Here is a 17,550-nt window from a genome sequence, read left to right on the forward strand (position 1 = left end):
GCTGTTTCAGTCCCTGTTGAGGCTCTGGCTGGTCAGATTGTCCGTCAGGACGAGAGGGGGCACGCAGCAATAGGCTTTCATGTCCACATAATGGCGGTTCATGATATGGTCGATGCTGGTGCTGATGAGCGTTCGCCCGCCCAGTGAAGGGTAATGGATGGGCAGGGAAACCATCGGCAGGCAGCGCTGCATCAAAGAGAGGGCGCCACGTGGCGAGAGGGCATAGCCACAGATTCCGAAGGTCTGGCGGAGGCGGAAAGGGAGTGTCTCGACCTGCTGGTGACGGAAATTTTCAATTCCCCGGCGGACATCATCCTGGCTGAATTGGGCGAAACAGTCCGTCTGCCCTGGCAGAACTTCGTAATGCAGCGGTGCATCCGAGTTTTGCCCCCACAGGATAATTTCCCAGTCTTCTGGAAGCTGGTTGATGATCTGGCGGCTTTTTTCTTCAAAGTTGGCGCAGAGGAAGGCGTCATCCTCAAAGATGTTGGCTGGTTCTCCACTCTGGGCAATGCTGCCCCATAGGGCGACATGGGTCAGGCCGGAGCCTACTGCTCCAGCGGTGAACTGGCAGTCTGCTGCGAGAAGGCCGGCCTTGATGGTCTCTTGCCTATCCAGAGTTTGGCCATCAATGCCGGGAGCATGGATGATGCCGGGAATATGATGATTGACCCGTTGGAAGCGTTCCAGCCGCTCCGGTGTACGGGCAAGGCTGATGACATAATGTTTCACGTAAGACCTTTTCCATCATGATGGTATATGGCATGAAATATACTGAAAACATGACGTGTTTTCATGGAATAATAAATTTATACATGGTTAAATTATGAAAAATGCAGCATTCTGTTAATGGTTGATGGTTTAATCTGTGCCTTCCGGATGCTGGCAGGAGTGTGACTGTGCCAGTTGAAAGCTGTATGAGGGAGGTGGCTTATGGGACTGAGTGGTATCTCACCAGTGGCCCAGTTTCTGATCGCTCGCAAGAATGAGGCACAGACGGCCGCAGAGAGTGTGAAGGGTGACGGCGAAGCGAAGCGCATGGTGGCTGATTTCCAGCAGAAGGCCCCTTCCATCCGCTCTGCGGACCAGCTTATGAAGAATTATTCCGTCAATCAGGTGGTTCTGGGGGCTTATAACCTTAGTTCTTTAGGGTCACAGCAGGCCGTGGAACGGGCGTTGCTGACGCAGGACCCCACATCATCGTCATCTCTGGCCCAGACATCCCATAATGCCAGCTGGCTGGCCTTTGCAGATGCCTTTGCCAGTATGGGCGCCGGGAAAGGGACGGCATCAGCCTCGCCTTTTACGTCAGACATGATTGCTTCCACGCTCAGCTCCTATGAGCAGCGTCATTATGAGACGAGCGATGCCCAGCAGAAAAGCGGGGTGGGGGATGCGCTCTATTTCACCCGGAAGATGCAGTCTGGTAGCGTGAAGACCCTCAATGATCTCATGTCCGATGCGACATTGCTGCGTGTGGCGGAAGTGGTCAGCGGGTATGACCCGGACCAGTTCGGGGCTCTCGATTTCAGCCAGCAGCAGCGCATCTTGAGCAAAAAAGTGGATATGAAGGCATTCTCTGATCCTGATCGTGTGCAGCGTTACGCCGAGCAGTATCTGACACAGATTCAGATGCATCCTAACTATAATGATGATGACAAGCCCGCCAGCATGATGGACCTGTTCGGTGGGGATGATGGAGGGGATGGCATTCTGTCCCTGTTCGGGGGCAGTGGTGACGGATCATCTTCCTCTGGTCTGTTCTGATGGCTGTATCGCTTGGTCTGCCAGATGGTGAGGAAGCGTTTCAGGCAGTAAGGGCACGGCGGGAGGCCCTGTCTGGGTCTTGGGTTCGGCAGGAGAGGATGATGGCAGCCCTGCCGGGTGTGAGTCACCCTGCGGCGGCGACCGTGCCTATTGGGGAGCTCTCTGGCCGTGTCGTGGATGTTTCCGGCCTGTGTGTTACCGTGGCGGGTCTGACCTCCTTTACGGCTGTGGGGGATCATGTGCGGGTCCAGACTTTGGATGGTCGTGACGTTCTGGCAGAGATTGTTGCGTTCCGTCAGGGACAGGCATTGGCCATGACGTATGAGTCCATTGAGGGCATAGGGGCAGGCTGTCCTGTCTTCTTTGCCCTTTATGGGCAGGAACAGCGGATGAATGCCGTGTCCGGTGGTCTGGCTGTCAATGAATCATGGATCGGGCGTGTTGTGGACCCTATGGGGCAGCCGTTGGATGGAAAAGGGCCATTGCTGCCTTCCAGCAACAGGCAGAAGCGCCATGCTGTTCCGCCCGCAGCGGCAGATCGTGCTCGGTTGGGGCCTCGGATTGACCTTGGCGTCAAGGCGCTGAATCTGTTTGCAACCTGTCGTCAGGGGCAGCGTCTGGGCCTGTTTGCCGGGTCAGGCGTGGGAAAATCGACCCTGATGGGAATGCTGGCCCGGGAAACTGCCTGTGATGTGGCTGTCATTTCCCTTGTGGGGGAACGGGGGCGTGAGGTCCGGGAGTTCATAGAGGATGATCTGGGGCCGGAAGGTTTGGCACGGTCCGTTCTGGTCGTGGCAACGTCCGACAGTTCCGCTCTGATGCGGCGGGAGGCAGCCTATGGTGCCATGGCCGTTGCCGAATATTTCCGGGATCAGGGGAAGTCTGTCCTGCTGCTGATGGATAGCGTGACTCGCTTCTGTCAGGCATTGCGGGAGATTGGTCTTTCTGCGGGTGAAGTCCCGGCAACTCGTGGGTATCCTCCCAGTGTTTTTGCTGCTTTGCCTCGCCTGTTGGAGCGTGCCGGACCGGGTCGCCGGAATGGGCAGGAGCAGGCAGGGCAGATGACAGCCCTGTTCTCCGTTCTTGTGGAGGGGGATGACCAGAACGAGCCTGTTACTGACACGGTACGGGGGATTCTGGATGGTCATGTGGTGCTGGACCGTGCGATTGCCGAGGCGGGCCGTTATCCAGCCATCAATGTCCTGCAATCTCTGTCCCGTTCTGTGCCGGGCTGCAACAGTGAGGCAGAGAATGAGCTGACGGTTCGGGCACGCCGCCTCCTTGCTCAATGGGAGGACATGCGGGACCTCGTACGCTTGGGCGCCTACAAGGCGGGCAATGATGCCGAGGCCGATCAGGCTGTTCAGCTTGGCCCGCAGCTTGAAACTTATCTGATGCAGAAGAAAACGGAACATGTCCCGCTTGAGGACGCTTTTGCCGGTCTGGCGCAGCTTCTTGGCCCCGGTGAGGCAGGAGAATCAGCTGCGATCACCGGGACGCAGGCGGTGGAATGACAGGATGCAGAAGCACCTCATACGGGAATAGGCCGTTCAGGGAGAGACGATTATGAAACCAGCACGTCACAAGGCGCTGACATCATTGGTTACGCTTCAGAAGCGGAGCAGTACCATAGCAAGAACGCAGCTTGCCCGCTGTCTGGCTGAAGAAAAACGCATCGAGGCGCAGATTATCGAGCTGAAAACCCAGATGCAGGAGAACAGGATTCTCGTCAGTGCAGCACGAGAGGAGCAGGCGCAGGACCTGACCTTATGGAACGGGTACCGTTACTGGTTGCCCGTTGCACAGGAGGAGCTGGAACGGCTGGAGCAAAAACGGGCCGAGGCTGAGCAGCGGAGTGACTCTGTTCGACAGACTGTGATGGAATCGGTCCGTCAGCATGAGGCGACATCTGGCCTTCTGCGAAAAGACAGGGAGACCCGGATGCAGCAGAGGCAGCGCCAGGAACAGGCCGTGCTGGATGAGAGAGCGCAATATTGCGTTATGGCGGAGATGTAGCGGGTAGAATAGTAAGGCGAATATTGCATCATCATGACGTGGTCGTCACAATATGATGTATAGGACATTAAAATAGTACAATTTTGATATGTAGTTAATAACTAGCCTTATAAAAACCTTGAGAAGCATGAATTATGTGAGGTAATTTAAGGCCACAACAAGTTTTGGTCATGTCTTTGTTGTGGTATCTTTTTTACAGAGGGGTTGCATTGATGCAGATGGGTAATTCACCTTCGGGGAAGATCATGCTGGCGACGCCCTGTTTCGGTGGGATGGTGACGACAGGCTATATGCTGTCCGTCATCGGCTATGCCTCCAGCGGTCAGAGCATTCCCATGACCGTCATGCATGTTGGTGATGATGCGCTGGTGACACGGGCACGGAACACGCTTCTCTCCAATTTCTATTTTCGGTCGGACTGCTCTCATATTCTTTTTGTGGATGCTGACATCAGCTTCCCAGCTAATGCGCCGACACGTCTTTTTCAGGCTGGCAAGGATGTGATTGCCGGGATGTACCCCTTGCGGGACCGTTACTGGGATGATCAGACAAAGCGTAATATTCTGGCCGGTGAACGCCAGCAGACAGCCTCCCTGCGTTATGTCGGGGAAACGGCTGCCATGCATGAGACATACGAGCACGGCCCGCTATTGCAGACAGCCTATGCGGGTACGGGCTTCATGATGATAAGCCGGAATGCTGTCAGCCGCATGATAAAGGCTTATCCAGAACTGGAATATAAACGCATTGATGCCCCTGCTGGTGAGGATGGACGCCGCTTTGCTTTGTTCGAGGGCAGTGTGGATGCGGAAAGCGGCACTTACCTCAGCGAGGATTATACGTTCTGTAAACGGTGGCGTGAGATTGGCGGCGAAGTCTGGCTGGATACTGCCATCGAGCTGACCCATACGGGTACGGCGTCTTTTGCGGGTATGCCTTCCGTACGTGTGGGCATTGCTCATAACAGAGGTCGCTGATGGTCTCTGTTTCTGTCATCCAGATGCTGACATGGTGGTATGACCATGGCTGAGCGCAAGAACACGCCCCCCATCATCATAAAGCGGGAGGAGGTGGTGGAGGCCGGTCACCATGGTGGTGCATGGAAAGTAGCTTATGCTGATTTCATGACGGCCATGATGGCGTTCTTCCTGCTCATGTGGCTGCTCAACATCACCACGGATGAGCAGAAACGGGGGATTGCCCTGTTCTTTAATCCCATGGCGGATAAGACAGGTAAGGCGACATCCAACCAGGCCCTTCTGGAAACATCGCCCCTTTCGGCACCGTCTTCCCTGCGGACAATTCATAATTCTGACCATGAACCACCACCGAAACCGGATGCCTCACAGACTCATCCAGAGGATCAGGGGCGTGATGGTCAGAAAGCCGGGCAGGCTGATGATGGAATCCTGACCAGCAGTGGCGTCAGCATTCTTCCCCCCGGAATGCAGGATCATCCTGATGAGGATGAAGCCCGTATAGGGCGTGCAGAGATTATTCCTCTGGGCGGGCCGAAAACGGGGGCGGCAGAAAATGTCGGTCAGGTTGGTGAAGGCAATGTTGCAGATGATGGGAGTGCCGGAACGGGCACAACGGTCGCTGGAGCCCCGCCAGCTGATGAAGGACCGCATGACGCCACGGCTGCATCGGGGCACGGTGCGGAAACGCTCCGTCAGGCAGCACAGGAGGACGCCCATCTCCAGCAGACGATGAAGGAGCTGAAAGGCAGCCTCGCTCATGAAGCCGGACTGAGTGGGTTGAAAGATAATCTCGGGTTCGAGATGGGCACGGATGAGATCCGTATTGAAGTGCAGGATACGGCGCATAGGCCCATGTTCGATAATGGCGAGACCATGCCCAACAAGGATGGCCGGGTGCTGTTGGGGCAGATCGGGGCATGGCTGGGAACATTGCCAGAAGACATCTCCATCATCGGGGAGACGGATGGCGTGCCGTATCATCTGCGGCAGGTGGGCAGCCATGGCCTTTCCAACTGGACTCTTTCGGAAATGCGGGCAGACCGTGTGCGGGAAATTCTGGTCCGATCTGGTTACCCGGACCGGCGTATCAGAAGTGTGGAAGGGCGGGCGGATCGCAGTCTTGCCGACCCGGCCCATCCTGAAGCGCCTGAGAACCGGCGCATCGTTCTGCTGATTCACCGTCTCCATCCGTTGCCAGCGTCTTTTCAGACAGCAGAGCCGTCAGCGCATTCAGCACCGGAACAGGGGAAGGCACGATGAAACAGTCAGGGAACAGGGCCGTTTTGAGAGAGGAACGATAAGATGCTGTATATCGGTGGGCTGATTTTTGCACTTCTATGCGTATTTGGCTCCTTTGCGGCTTCCGGCGGTGCGCTGGCGCCGCTTCTGGCCTCCATGCCCTTTGAGCTCCTGACTATTCTGGGGGCAGCCGTTGGCGTGTTTGTCATGAGTAACAGCATGTCGGCACTGAAATCCGTTTTTGGATATCTGATGCTGGTTGTGAAAGGCCCCCGGCACAGCCAACAGAGTTATATGGACCTTCTGGCCCTGCTGTACCGCCTGCTGAGGCAGGCCAATATGAAGGGTATTGCCTCTCTGGAAAATGACTTTGAGGAGCCGCAGGAGAGCAGCATTTTCGCCACGTCACCCCGGATCAAGCAGGACGCCAAGACACGGGACATGATCTGCGACTATCTGCGGCTCATCAGCATGAATCTTGATGAGAGCCACCAGCTTGATGAGATCATGGGGCGTGAGCTGAAAAAGAACCTGCATGAGGACCTGCACATTGCTGAATCCCTCTCTGGTATCTCCGATGCTTTGCCAGCGCTGGGGATCGTGGCGGCCGTTCTCGGTGTGGTGAAGACCATGGCCGCCATCAGCAAGCCGCCTGCCGTTCTGGGTGAGATGATTGCCGGGGCGCTTGTGGGGACCTTTCTGGGCGTGCTGCTGGCCTATGGGGTTGTTGGCCCTCTGGCCTCCCGGATGCAGGCCATCGTGAAGATGGACAACCGTTATTATGACACCATCCGTACCGTGCTTGTGGCGTTCCTTCAGGGGCAGCCTCCGCAGGTTTGTATTGAGATCGGGCGTAAGGACATTCCTGAGGAGTTCATGCCCGATTTTGCGGCTGTCGACAGCATGCTGAATGAACTGACATGACCGGCACCGCCGGTGCCCGTACTGAAATTGTGAGACGTTTATGGTGATGCCTCGTCCTTCTCTTTCCAGCCCGGTCATGCCTGATCTGGGAAAGACCCAGCCTGTAGCCTCTGCCCCTTCCGGCAGGAAGGTGGCCCTGCCAGTGACGGCGAAGCGTGCGGGTTTTGCCCGTGTTCTGGCAAAGCAGGAATCAGCCTCACAACTGCCTCAGACGCAGGATACAGGGGAGCCCGTAGACCAGCAGCCGTCTCAGGAGCCGCCACAGAAACAGGGTGGAACAGAGCAGGACAAAGGGAAAGAGACCCAGCCTTCTGCTCCGTCCACCATGGTGGCTGATGTGACGCCGCCGCCCGCGCCTCAGGCAGTCTCGGATACGGGGCAGAGTGAGTCCGGCAGCCCTCCATCTGCACAGGCCGCCTCTCATGATGAGCCGCAGAAGACTGACGATCAGGACAGGAAAACAGATACAGGGAACGATAGTCTTACCATGCAGGAACAATCTCTGGCGGCTCTGATGGCCGCATCATCACAGCCTATGCAGGATACAGGGCCAGCGGCAGCCTATGCGGTCTCCCAGTCTGATAGAACAGCCAGTACGGTGATCGCATCGACTTCGTCTTCGGTCGGGGCGGTACGTATCAAGGCTGATGATTTGTTTGTCATTACGCCAGCGGCTGCCAGTGTTCATGGGGTATCACGGGCTGATGTCAGAACAGGGACAGCTGGTAGCGTGGTGGGGCAACCTTCATCATCTATGCAGTCTGTTCTGCAGCAGCGTGCCGGGAATGGTCCGGCTGGGCTTGTCTCTGCCATGGCGGAACCAGCACAGGCCGCCGCCGTGCAGCCCCGGGTCCTTCTGCCACGGGGGAAGGATTACGCCATTAAGGATGAAACGACTCTCCGGGCAGCGGATGGTGGCGGGAAAACCATATTCCAGACACCGGATATACGTCATGCTTCGGTGGTACCGTCACAGGGGATTCAAGGGAGTGGAAGCTGGCCTGCATCTTCTGTGAAGATGGTGGGGTTTCTGGCAAGTGCGGCCAGCATATCGGGAACATCCATGACGGATAGGGCTGTGGCGGCCTCTCGTTCAGTGGATACGGTGCCGGGTGCTGGCGGCCAGTCTGACTCTCTGTTCGGCCTTATGGTGAAGACCTCATCAGGCGGAGCCGAAGCGTCTTTTTCAGAGTCCGGCAAACAGCAGGGAGGGTCTGGGGACGGGCAGGCCATGGCAGGTCACGATAGTGAGTCTGTGGCCTCTGCCAGTGAGTCAGATGTGAAGACACAGACCGCTGGGGAACCGTCATCTTTTGCCGGACTCGCCACGGTTCTTCATGGGAGTGAGGCGGCTCCTCTGACGGAAACACATTCTGTCCCTGCCAGCAGTAGCCCCCATGACATGATGAAGCCTGATACGGCAGAGGTTACATCTCTGCATGGCTCTGCCCTGCCCGGGTTGGCGGGTAAGGAATCTGGCGGTCCGGCAGGGACCCTGAGCATGACCGTCATGACGTCTGATGAGGCTCCCGTACATGTTCAGATCAACCGTTCCGCTGAAGGGCTTTCAGCTCTTTCCCTTCAGGGGCGGGATGATGGCACGACTGAGGTGTTGCAGAAGACTCATCATGTTCTGGCTAAGCAGTTGGATGAAGCTGGACTGCATGGCAGCACAATGAAGATTGATGTCCTGCCAGCCGATTCAGGTCAGATGGCAGGCGGGCAGGAGCAGAACATGCCGCAGCATCAGCGTCAGGCACCGGATCAGACCATGGGGCAGGGTGCTGGCGATCCATCGTCTTTCCAGATGGGCGGGTCCTTTGCTGGAGGTGATGGAAGCGCACGGCAAGGGCCGCAGACCCGTCAGACAGCGGCTTTTTCTGGTGTGTCACAGCAGGACACAGCATCATGGCCGGATGAGCAGGATGGCGGATCGGCAGAGGGATCATCAGGTCGGACAGGACGCCTGAATATTTCAGTCTGAAGTAAGTTGCGGAGAAGGAGACGATCATGGCTAATTCACTTTCCACCAATATTCTGGCCTTGCAGCAGGCTACGGATAGTGCAGCCCGTAGCGGGGCGGCTTCTCTGGGGAAGGCGGGGCAGAGCGGGTCTTCTGCCGGGAGCACGGCCGGGGCTTTTGCCTCTATGGCGAATAATGAAAACAACTTCCTGACATTGCTGACGGCCCAGCTGAAGCATCAGGACCCCAGCAGCCCGATGAATACGGAGAATATGGCGGCACAGCTTGCCCAGTTCTCCACTGTGGAGCAGCAGGTTCAGACCAACAGCAATCTCAACACGTTGATCTCCCTGAACGAAACAGCCCAGCTGACGCAGGATAAGGGGCTGGTCGGGCGTCAGGTCAGCGTGTCCGGTACAACGCTGCCTCTCCAGTCTGGGTCTGCGGGGCTGTCCTTTCAGGCAGGTGCCGGGCAGACGGTGGGGATTTCTGTTGCCAACAGTGCTGGGCAGGTGGTTCGTCATGATGTGCTGCGGGCTGGTACGGGCCAGACATCATGGACATGGGATGGCAAGGATGACAGCGGCACGAGCTTGTCTGATGGTGCGTACAGTGTCGCCGTGAAGACGGTGGATAGTCAGGGCAATACGTCTGATGTGCCCTTCACTATCAAGGGGACTGTCACGGGTATGAAGAAAAGCAGCACGGGCATGAATGTGCTGATGGGCGATGCGGAGATTCCGATGTCCAGCGTACAGGCCACGAGCTGACAGCATATCAGCCGGACGGTCGTTGAGACTGCGGGGTAGGGTGGCTTCATCGGGAGAGAGAGTCACCCGCCAGAAGAAAGGAGGCGGGAGGGTGTATGTATCAGAATAATGCCATGAATGTTTATCGTCTGGCTGCCAGCACATCGCTGACAGACCGGGAAGCAGACGCTGAATGTTTTCGCCGTCTGATTGCTGTGCTGGAAAGTGTGGTGCATGGCCGGGATGTCGTGCAGCGCAATCAGGCCATTGCCACGCACCAGCGCCTCTGGTCTTTGATCCAGAGAGCCAATGCAGTGGAAACGGGTGTCGTGGAAACGGAGGATCGGCTGCTCTTTGCCCGTATGGCGGATCAGGCGCAGAGATATGGCATACGGGCCATGCTGGACCCAGATCTCAGCCTTGTTCCTTTGATTGAGACTGCCCGTAATGTGCTGGAAGGACTGGAACAGGCCGGAGACGATTGAACGCTCTTTTTTAATCCGGAGATGTGAAGAAAACCGGCAGAGGTTTTTGCTGGGCGATATAGTCATCCATGATGCGGCAGGCATCAAGCGCTTCGGCAATGGTGGTGTCCATGTCCAGATAGCGGTATGTGCCCAGCCGCCCCAGAAAAGAGACGTTCTCTGTAACCATGGCCGTACGGATGTACTGGCTGAGCATAGCTGTTTCTGTTGCGAGACGGATGGGATAATAGGGTGTGTCCTTTGGCCCAGCCAGACGGCTATATTCCCGGAAACAGACTGTCTTTGTGAAGTGTGATGCCTCCCACGGGGCGAAGTGTTTATGTTCGCTTATGCGGGTATAGGGCACGTCCTCATCGCAGTAATTCATGACGGCCGTTCCCTGATAGTCGCCTTCTGCGTCAATACGCTCAAAATCCAGTGTACGATAGCCGAGGCGGCCATGACAGAACTGGAAGTAGCGATCCAGCGGCCCTGTATAGAACGTATGATCCATGCTGTCCCGGTGTGGGAAGGTTTCAAAGGCTGTGTTGAGATGCACGGTGATGCGGGGATGTGTCAGGATCGTTTCAATCAGTGCTGTATAGCCTTCAACAGGAATGCCCTGATGGGGATGACTGAAATAGTTGTCATCGTAGTTAAAACGAACAGGAAGTCTTTTCAGGATTGATGCGGGTAGGGAAGAAGGGGCCATTCCCCATTGTTTTGTCGTGTAGCCTTTAAAGAAGGCGTCATATAGCGCCGGGCCGACCATATGGAGGGCCTGTTCTTCAAAATTGCGGGGGGACGTGATGTGTCGGGCCGCCTGCTGCCTGATGAACTCTCTGGCCTCTGTGGGGTGCAGGGCCTTATTGAAAAACTGATTGATGGTCAGAAGCGTGATGGGCAGCGTATAGACCCGTCCCCGGCTGATGGCCTTTACCCTATTGATGTAGGGGGCAAAGTGACCAAAACGCTGCACGTACCGCCAGACATGGTCATGTGCCGTATGGAAGATATGCGGCCCATAGTGATGGAGCATAATGCCTGTTTGCGGGTCTCGTGCCGTATGGCAGTTGCCCCCAAGGTGTGAGCGTTCATCAATCAAGGTGATGTGATGGCCCCGCTCGGCGAGATGGCGCGCCGTGACAGCCCCGCTGAATCCCGCCCCAACGATACAGAACTTCATGGCCGTTTTTGTCTCAGGGGCCTGTGCAGCTTTGATCTATGCAGCTGCGACTAGGGGGTGCCGGAGGATAAGGGAGACCGGGATAAGGCGCCTGAGAGGGGACATAAGTCCCCCATGGGAGGAAATCCGGTGCATTCCAGCCATTCTGGGGTGAAACGGTAGGGTTCTGATAGGTACCCCATAGGGGGGCTGCCCATGGTGCTGGCAGGGATTTGGGGCGATAGCCGTCACGCTGCCATGTTCCTGCCAGTGAGGATGGAGGAGGTGGTGGCGGAGGGAGATGTGTGAACTCCCTGACGGGAGGCGGCGGCGGTGATGGTGGGCTGAGCAGATATTCATTACCGCCATAGAAGCCCTGAGCCATGGCGGATACAGGGAGGAGGCAAAGAAGCCCCAGATACAATGAATGATGCGCTGGCATGCGCCTGAATGTGATCATATCATGGTCCTTGCAGTGCAGGTCCGGGGTAAGTCGCCATCATATGGCCTTGTGGCCTATAATAGGATGTCATTATTAAATGATGGAAAATTGCGCCGCTTTTTTTGTGTTTTACTTGTTTATGGCTCATTGATTTTGTTTGGCTAAAATTTGGCTATTTAATAGATATTTAATACTATTATAGTATATGAATGTTCGTGTTTTGATCTTGTTTAAGTCTTTGGGTGGCTTCCATGTCTTGTGTTTTTATGATCCTGTATACCAGGGTCATGGTGACATGATATGGGCATGATGGTCGGCCATGGCGAAGTTTTGGAAGAAGGATTACCCGATGCCTCGTATAGCTGGTTCTCCCTATCCTATGGAAATGGAAGACCGGATAGAAGATTTCCTTGCGGATATGCGTGAAATTGCCACGGGAGGACTTGCGGAAAGCGTAGAGGAGAAACCGGCTGATGTGCATTCTTCAGCACAGCTGTGCCTTACGATCCGTGAACAGGACAGACGTCTGTACGAGTACGCTCTTGCGGTGGGGATGAGGGCTGCCGGGATGGTGGCGTTCAGTGTGGATAGCGTCATGGAGTGATGCTGATCTTGGTTCCGTCATGGTGAGCATGACCTGTTCTAGGGGAGGTAGGCGTTTTTTGCAGGCCTGCCGGGAGATTTCCCGGCGGGTCTTTCTGTTTTTGAAAGGCTATTTTTCCATAAAATTATGGCTATGCCATTTTTTTGGCTTTTTCAGGGGGTATGACTTCGCCTGCTCAGATTGGTGTGTCTTGTCTGTTTGATATGGGAGCCTGTTGTTCCTATATAGTACTCTGGCCTTATGAAAGGTCTTGTAGGCAAGACGACAACAATCATTTAATATGGTGCAAAGAACAGGCCGGAGAAGGGAGTGGGATATGACATCACAACCAGCCAGTACGTTTATCGAAAAAGGAATAGGGCGTCTTCTGTCACGGTTCCAGCAGGATTTTCTGCCATCCCAGACATTAAGTGATATTGTTGGGCAGGCAGAACGTCTGCGTAACATGACAGAAACATTGCTGGAACTATCCCGGCAGTATCCTGAACGGGCAGGGACGGTCCTGAATGTCCTTTCCGGTCTTGCTGATGTCGGTGTCATTCATGATATGGCCAGTGCTGCAGAGGAAGTCTCCAGCCTTGCCCGAAAGATGATGGGCAGCCTTCCTTCTGGTACGAAAGGAACAGGTGATACGTTTGCTGGTCTTCCAGCCTTGGCAGGGCAGCATGACGGCATGACGTCCAGCGCTCTGGGCAGTCATTTCGTTCAGGGCATGTCACCGGAAGTCAAAGAAAAGCCGGGCCAGTGGATCGCCAGCCGTGATGAACCCTACTGTGCCCCCGAGGATTCCGTTTTCAGTGATGAGATCATCTGTCTGCATTGCGGCGGAGCATTCAGCATGCTGAAACGTCACATTGAGCGTCAGCACAGGCAGAGCCCGGACGGGTATCGTGTCTATTGGGGGCTGGCACCAGATTATCCCATGGCTTGCGAAAGCTATTCGACCATGAAGAAGCTGGAAGCGTCCAGAACTGGTCTCGGTCATTATGATCGGAAAAAGAAGGGCCGCTCCCGCATCAAGGCCTGAAATCCAGAGTGACCGTACGTTCTGCCGATACGGGTTTTCTGGTGTATGTGAAGATAATGCAGAAAAGGGCGCAGGAGGATAACTTCTGCGCCCTTTTCATATGGCCTGTTCGTGCAGTTTTACTGCTTCATGGCAATGGTCTGCTGGAGCAGATTGTCGGCTGTTGTGACTGTTTTCGTGTTGGCACTATAGGCTTCCTGCGCCACGATGAGGGCAGAAAGATCGCCTGTCAGGTTTGTGGTGGAGGACTCAACATACCCGACAGCAAGGGACCCTGTACCATTCTCACCAACAAGGCCTGTTTTTGGCGTGCCAGAGCGGGCTGTGGCCAGATAGGCCTGACCATCTACGGCCTGAAGCCCGTTGACGTTGTTGAAGTTCGTCAGGGCAACCTTGCCGATAAGCTGGCTGTAACCATTGTCGAACTGCGCCATGACAGAGCCATCACTTTCGATTTCTGCGCCTTTGTAGGTGCCGGATGTGATGCTGTCATTGGTCAGGGCTGTCGTGTCGGCCCCGGTGGATGTGCCGGTTGTCAGCGAGGCATTGGAGAGATCAAGGCTGTAATTGGTGCCATTGACTGTCAGGCTGGCAGAAACAGGGCTACCTTTGCTGACAGCCTGCCCATCAAAGCTTTTCATGCTGCCATCTTTATTGAAGACGACAGAATGAACCTTGTCCGCCTGCACGGGAGAGGTGGCGGAACTGTCATAAGGGTCAACAGCCTGTACGGACCATGTTGGCGGGGAGGCTGCTGTCTGGGTCCATTTTACGGCAACGGGTGTGGTCGTTGTCGTACCGTTCTTGTCCGTGCTGCTGATGGGGAGTGGAGAGCTCATGTAGCTCTGCATGCTGTCTGTTGTCGTACCGATGGTGGTCGGGCTCATGGCCAGACTGGTACCGGATAGGGTAAGTGGATTGGCCTGATTGGCCGCTGTCGTGTTGTTGGAGGACACCATGGTCGTCCCGCTGGTACCACCGATGGTACCCAGAGAGAGGGTCATGGTCTGTTCTTCATTATTGCCATAATGGGCTGTAACGGGGATTTCCGCTGCCGAGCCAGAGGTTGATGACCCGACTTCCTTGCCTGTCTGAAGATCAGTGATGGAAGAAAGAGCCCCGGAATGGTCGAATGCGACCTGATAGCTGTTAGGGGCAATGGTGCCGTTACCATCCGCATCATAGGCGGAGACATTCCAGATCAGCGGATTGGTATCACTTTGCTGCCATTGCACGGCAATTTTGTGCGGGTTGGAGCTGGAATCATAAGTCGTGGTGGGGGCTGTGGTGTAGTTCTGCGGTGTGTAGTTTGTGGAATCCGTGGGGAGCTTCCCAATGGCGGCATTCAGCGTCATGGTCGTTGTGGCTGTCGGCTTGAAGCCGATATTGCTGACATTGATGGGCGTCAGCTTGTTGGTCAGCGTGCCTGTCTGGTCAGCCATGTAACCATCCAGATAATAGCCGGATGTGTTGACGAGATAGCCCTTCTTGTCCTGCTGAAAATCACCGTTTCTTGTGTAGAACTTCTGGTCGGAGAAGTTGGTCACCCCTGCATTGGCCGTGCCTGCCCCTGTCGGCTTGGAGGTGACGAACATGCCGCTGCCAGAGATGTCCATGGCAAGGCCGTTAGTGCTGCTGGTGGCTGTACCGGAATTATCAACATGCTGGACCGTGATGGCCTGAACGGTGTTGGATTCTGCCTGCGAGGCTGAATTACCCGTGATGTTGCCTGCCACGAAGTCTGCAAAGGAGGTCGTGTTAGCCTTGTAGCCGACCGTCTGACTGTTGGCGATGTTGTTACTGAGGTTGGTGAAGGCGTCTGACTGGGCATTGATGCCACTGACAGCCGTCGTAAGTGCATTGAATACACCGGACATAGTTTTATCCTTGATCTTTACCTGATATTTAAGGCTATTCCTTCATCAAGCCTATGAAACGGCATTTTTAAAATCAAATATAACATCATTTTTTCCTGAACAGGCGATTAAAGCCCGGACATATCCGTTCCTTGTGGCAGAACAGCACGGGAGCCGGGCGTTTTCAGCCGGACGACATAGGCGATGATGGTGGCGACTGGCTTCCAGAATTCTTCAGGGATTTCAGTATCAAGTGGCAGGCTATGCAGGGCACGGGCTAGCGGCGGGTTGGAAATGACGGGAATTTTTTCCTCTCGTGCGACTTCACGGATGCGGAAGGCGAGCTCATCCATCCCTTTGGCCACGACCGTGGGAGCAGAGCCGCTGGCCTGATCGTACCGGATGGCAACGGCATAGTGAGTCGGGTTGACCACAATGACCGTAGCATCCTTCACGGCTTTCTTCATGTGACGGCGGGAACGACTCAGGCGGAGCTGTTTGAGGCGGGCCTTCATCTGCGGGTCGCCCTCGCTCTGCTTCATCTCATCCTTGATGTCCTGAAGGCTCATTTTCAGCTTGGAGAAGCGATGATAGCGGGACCAGACTTCATCCAGCCCGGTGATGACGCATTGTATGGCCAGCACCATGAAGCCCGCATAGATGAACCATGACTTCATGGCGGCAATGAGCTGATAGGGTGTCCAGCGTTCCGTCTGTGGGGCGAGGGCGATGGTCTGGAGAGCCACCTTATAGAGAATCAGCCCGAACACGGCGAACTTGGCCAGAGTCTTGAGCATTTCGATCAGATTATTGAGGCTGATGATCCGCTTGATTCCCTTCAGGGGGGATAGGCGCCCGATATCGGGTTTCAGCGCTTCTGGCCGAAAGAGAAAGCCCGTCTGTAAAAGCCCACCGATCAGGATGGCGCAGGCTCCTGCTCCCATGAGTGGGCCTATCAGATGCAGTCCGATCATGAAGGCGTTAAGGCTGAATCGATACAGGGCAGTCGGGTCATTTGGTACGAGGCCGAAATTGATGAAAATTCCGCTCATATCGTGAGTAAACTGCCGGGCAGAGGCCGGGATGCTCAGGGCAAAGACAAGCAGGAAGGTGCCTAGTGCCACAAGAATCAGCAGTTCTTTGGATTGCGCAACATTGCCTTCTTCACGGGCTTTCTGGAGGCGTTTTTCTGTTGGGGCCTGCGACTTCTCGCCGCCTCCGCTGCCATTTTCCTCAGCCATGCGGCATCAGGCCGGGAAGGGCCGAGAGATAGAGCTGCATTTTCTCGGCCCATGTGCCCGTCAGAATCTGGATCAGCAGGGCCATGAGCAGGATGCCTCCCAGAATCTGGGCCGGAATGGCGAGGGAATAGACCTGTATGGAGGGCATGAGACGGTTTAGCACGCCCAACATGGCAGGCCAGAGCGTGCCAAGCAGCAGATAGGGAGCTGCCAGCTGCATGGCGATGAGGAAACTGGTGCTGACGGCCCGGACCATGTCCGTGGTCATGTCCCCGATCAGCATGGTGGTGACATGGCCTGCGGGAAAGAGCGTATAGGAGCCGGACAGGGCCATGAGGGGCAGGGCATACAGCCCGGTGGAAAAGAGAATGATGGGCCCCAGCGCACTGGCCATATGGCTGATGGCTGTGCTGGAAGCCCCAAGCTGGCTGTCCGTCTGTATGACGCTGGCCATACCCGTGAAAACGGCGATGATCTGCCCGGCAATGGCGAGGGACATGGCGAGGAGACGGGCCAGCATCCCCAGAAAGAATCCGCAGAGCAGCTCACCAGCGATTAGTTTGAGCACCATGGCGGGCATACGCAGGGCCTCACCAGACACGGCGACCAGCCGCTGCTGAAGAACGGGTAGGAGGGTGAGGGTGATCATCAGGCAAAGTCCTGCCCGCACCCGTGCTGGGGCTCCGCTTTCCCCCAGCCCCGGCGCCACCATGACAACGGCACTGACACGGCAGAGAATAATAACGAACATACCCGTCAGCACGGCGAGCGACCCATGAGGGGTGGCAAGGTCCGGTGAACCAAAGAAGTCGGACAGGGAGAGCATTCAGACGCCCCCAGCTTTGATGAGTTGATCGAAGATCATTTCAGCATAAGCGTGGATGGTGGCATGCATGAAGGAGGCTGTCAGAATCAGCGTGGCCGTGGCAGCTATGAATTTCGGCACGAAGGACAGCGTAGCTTCGCTGACCTGCGTCATGGCCTGAAACAGGGAGACACACAGCCCTGCCAGCAGGGAGGCCAGTAGGGACGGCGCTCCCAGCTTGACGGCAACAATGAGCGTCTGGCGCAGGATTTCCTGAACATCAACAGCATGCCCCATGAGTGTCCTCC

18 protein-coding genes are annotated in these 17,550 nt (G+C 55.7%); 11 read left to right on the top strand and 7 right to left on the bottom strand.

Going from position 1 to position 17,550, the window contains the following annotated elements; genetic code table 11:
• Positions 1–6: 6 nt before the first annotated feature.
• On the bottom strand, positions 7–732 hold the full coding sequence (locus NQF86_RS05370) for a glycosyltransferase family 25 protein (protein ID WP_266116605.1): 726 nt from the start codon (positions 730–732) through the stop codon (positions 7–9).
• 201 nt (positions 733–933) lie between these two features.
• On the opposite strand from NQF86_RS05370, the gene NQF86_RS05375 reads away from it, so the two are divergent.
• From NQF86_RS05375 to NQF86_RS05415, 9 genes are all read left to right on the top strand, one after another.
• Positions 934–1,767 (top strand): DUF1217 domain-containing protein, encoded by an 834-nt coding sequence (locus tag NQF86_RS05375; protein WP_266116606.1) that lies wholly within the window; start codon positions 934–936, stop codon positions 1,765–1,767.
• Between the two features lie 98 nt (positions 1,768–1,865).
• The gene (gene fliI, locus NQF86_RS05380) at positions 1,866–3,281 is read left to right on the top strand and encodes a flagellar protein export ATPase FliI (RefSeq protein ID WP_323670748.1); all 1,416 of its coding nucleotides are present in this window, start codon (positions 1,866–1,868) and stop codon (positions 3,279–3,281) included.
• 52 nt (positions 3,282–3,333) lie between these two features.
• Entirely contained in the window at positions 3,334–3,783 is a 450-nt protein-coding gene (locus NQF86_RS05385; protein ID WP_266116607.1) for a hypothetical protein, read from the top strand.
• A 245-nt stretch (positions 3,784–4,028) separates the two neighbouring features.
• The gene (locus tag NQF86_RS05390) at positions 4,029–4,760 is read left to right on the top strand and encodes a hypothetical protein (protein WP_266116608.1); all 732 of its coding nucleotides are present in this window, start codon (positions 4,029–4,031) and stop codon (positions 4,758–4,760) included.
• 45 nt (positions 4,761–4,805) lie between these two features.
• Positions 4,806–6,023, top strand: coding sequence for a flagellar motor protein MotB (locus NQF86_RS05395; protein WP_266116609.1), 1,218 nt, complete (start codon positions 4,806–4,808; stop codon positions 6,021–6,023).
• A gap of 42 nt (positions 6,024–6,065) precedes the next feature.
• Positions 6,066–6,926: a flagellar motor stator protein MotA gene (motA, locus tag NQF86_RS05400; RefSeq protein WP_266116610.1), complete on the top strand. Its 861-nt coding sequence runs from the start codon at positions 6,066–6,068 to the stop codon at positions 6,924–6,926.
• Between the two features lie 40 nt (positions 6,927–6,966).
• Positions 6,967–8,910, top strand: a complete 1,944-nt coding sequence (locus NQF86_RS05405) for a hypothetical protein (RefSeq protein ID WP_266116611.1) — start codon at positions 6,967–6,969, stop codon at positions 8,908–8,910.
• A gap of 26 nt (positions 8,911–8,936) precedes the next feature.
• A complete protein-coding gene (locus NQF86_RS05410; protein WP_266116612.1) occupies positions 8,937–9,659 on the top strand; it encodes a flagellar hook assembly protein FlgD in 723 nt (240 codons plus the stop codon).
• A 95-nt stretch (positions 9,660–9,754) separates the two neighbouring features.
• Positions 9,755–10,123 (top strand): flagellar biosynthesis regulator FlaF, encoded by a 369-nt coding sequence (locus NQF86_RS05415; protein ID WP_266116613.1) that lies wholly within the window; start codon positions 9,755–9,757, stop codon positions 10,121–10,123.
• Between the two features lie 10 nt (positions 10,124–10,133).
• Here NQF86_RS05415 and glf read toward each other — a convergent pair whose 3' ends face one another.
• Complete coding sequence (glf, locus tag NQF86_RS05420; protein WP_266116614.1) at positions 10,134–11,288, bottom strand: UDP-galactopyranose mutase; 1,155 nt, start codon at positions 11,286–11,288, stop codon at positions 10,134–10,136.
• Positions 11,289–11,301: 13 nt separating this feature from the next.
• A complete protein-coding gene (locus tag NQF86_RS05425; RefSeq protein WP_266116615.1) occupies positions 11,302–11,727 on the bottom strand; it encodes a hypothetical protein in 426 nt (141 codons plus the stop codon).
• A gap of 301 nt (positions 11,728–12,028) precedes the next feature.
• On the opposite strand from NQF86_RS05425, the gene NQF86_RS05430 reads away from it, so the two are divergent.
• The gene (locus tag NQF86_RS05430; RefSeq protein WP_266116616.1) at positions 12,029–12,313 is read left to right on the top strand and encodes a hypothetical protein; all 285 of its coding nucleotides are present in this window, start codon (positions 12,029–12,031) and stop codon (positions 12,311–12,313) included.
• Positions 12,314–12,629: 316 nt separating this feature from the next.
• Positions 12,630–13,340 carry a MucR family transcriptional regulator gene (locus tag NQF86_RS05435; RefSeq protein ID WP_266116617.1) on the top strand — a complete coding sequence of 237 codons (711 nt, stop codon included), beginning with the start codon at positions 12,630–12,632 and terminating at the stop codon, positions 13,338–13,340.
• Between the two features lie 119 nt (positions 13,341–13,459).
• On the opposite strand, the gene NQF86_RS05440 is transcribed toward NQF86_RS05435, so the two are convergent.
• The 4 genes from NQF86_RS05440 to NQF86_RS05455 form a co-directional block, all read right to left on the bottom strand.
• On the bottom strand, positions 13,460–15,217 hold the full coding sequence (locus NQF86_RS05440) for a flagellar hook-basal body complex protein (protein ID WP_266116618.1): 1,758 nt from the start codon (positions 15,215–15,217) through the stop codon (positions 13,460–13,462).
• 107 nt (positions 15,218–15,324) lie between these two features.
• Positions 15,325–16,437: an EscU/YscU/HrcU family type III secretion system export apparatus switch protein gene (locus NQF86_RS05445; protein WP_266116619.1), complete on the bottom strand. Its 1,113-nt coding sequence runs from the start codon at positions 16,435–16,437 to the stop codon at positions 15,325–15,327.
• A complete protein-coding gene (locus NQF86_RS05450; RefSeq protein WP_266116620.1) occupies positions 16,430–17,263 on the bottom strand; it encodes a flagellar biosynthetic protein FliR in 834 nt (277 codons plus the stop codon). Before NQF86_RS05450 ends, NQF86_RS05445 begins: the two co-directional genes overlap by 8 nt.
• Positions 17,264–17,539 (bottom strand): EscS/YscS/HrcS family type III secretion system export apparatus protein, encoded by a 276-nt coding sequence (locus tag NQF86_RS05455; RefSeq protein ID WP_266116621.1) that lies wholly within the window; start codon positions 17,537–17,539, stop codon positions 17,264–17,266.
• Positions 17,540–17,550: the final 11 nt, after the last annotated feature.

The organism is Bombella pluederhausensis, from assembly GCF_026385525.1.
Lineage (GTDB): Bacteria > Pseudomonadota > Alphaproteobacteria > Acetobacterales > Acetobacteraceae > Bombella > Bombella pluederhausensis.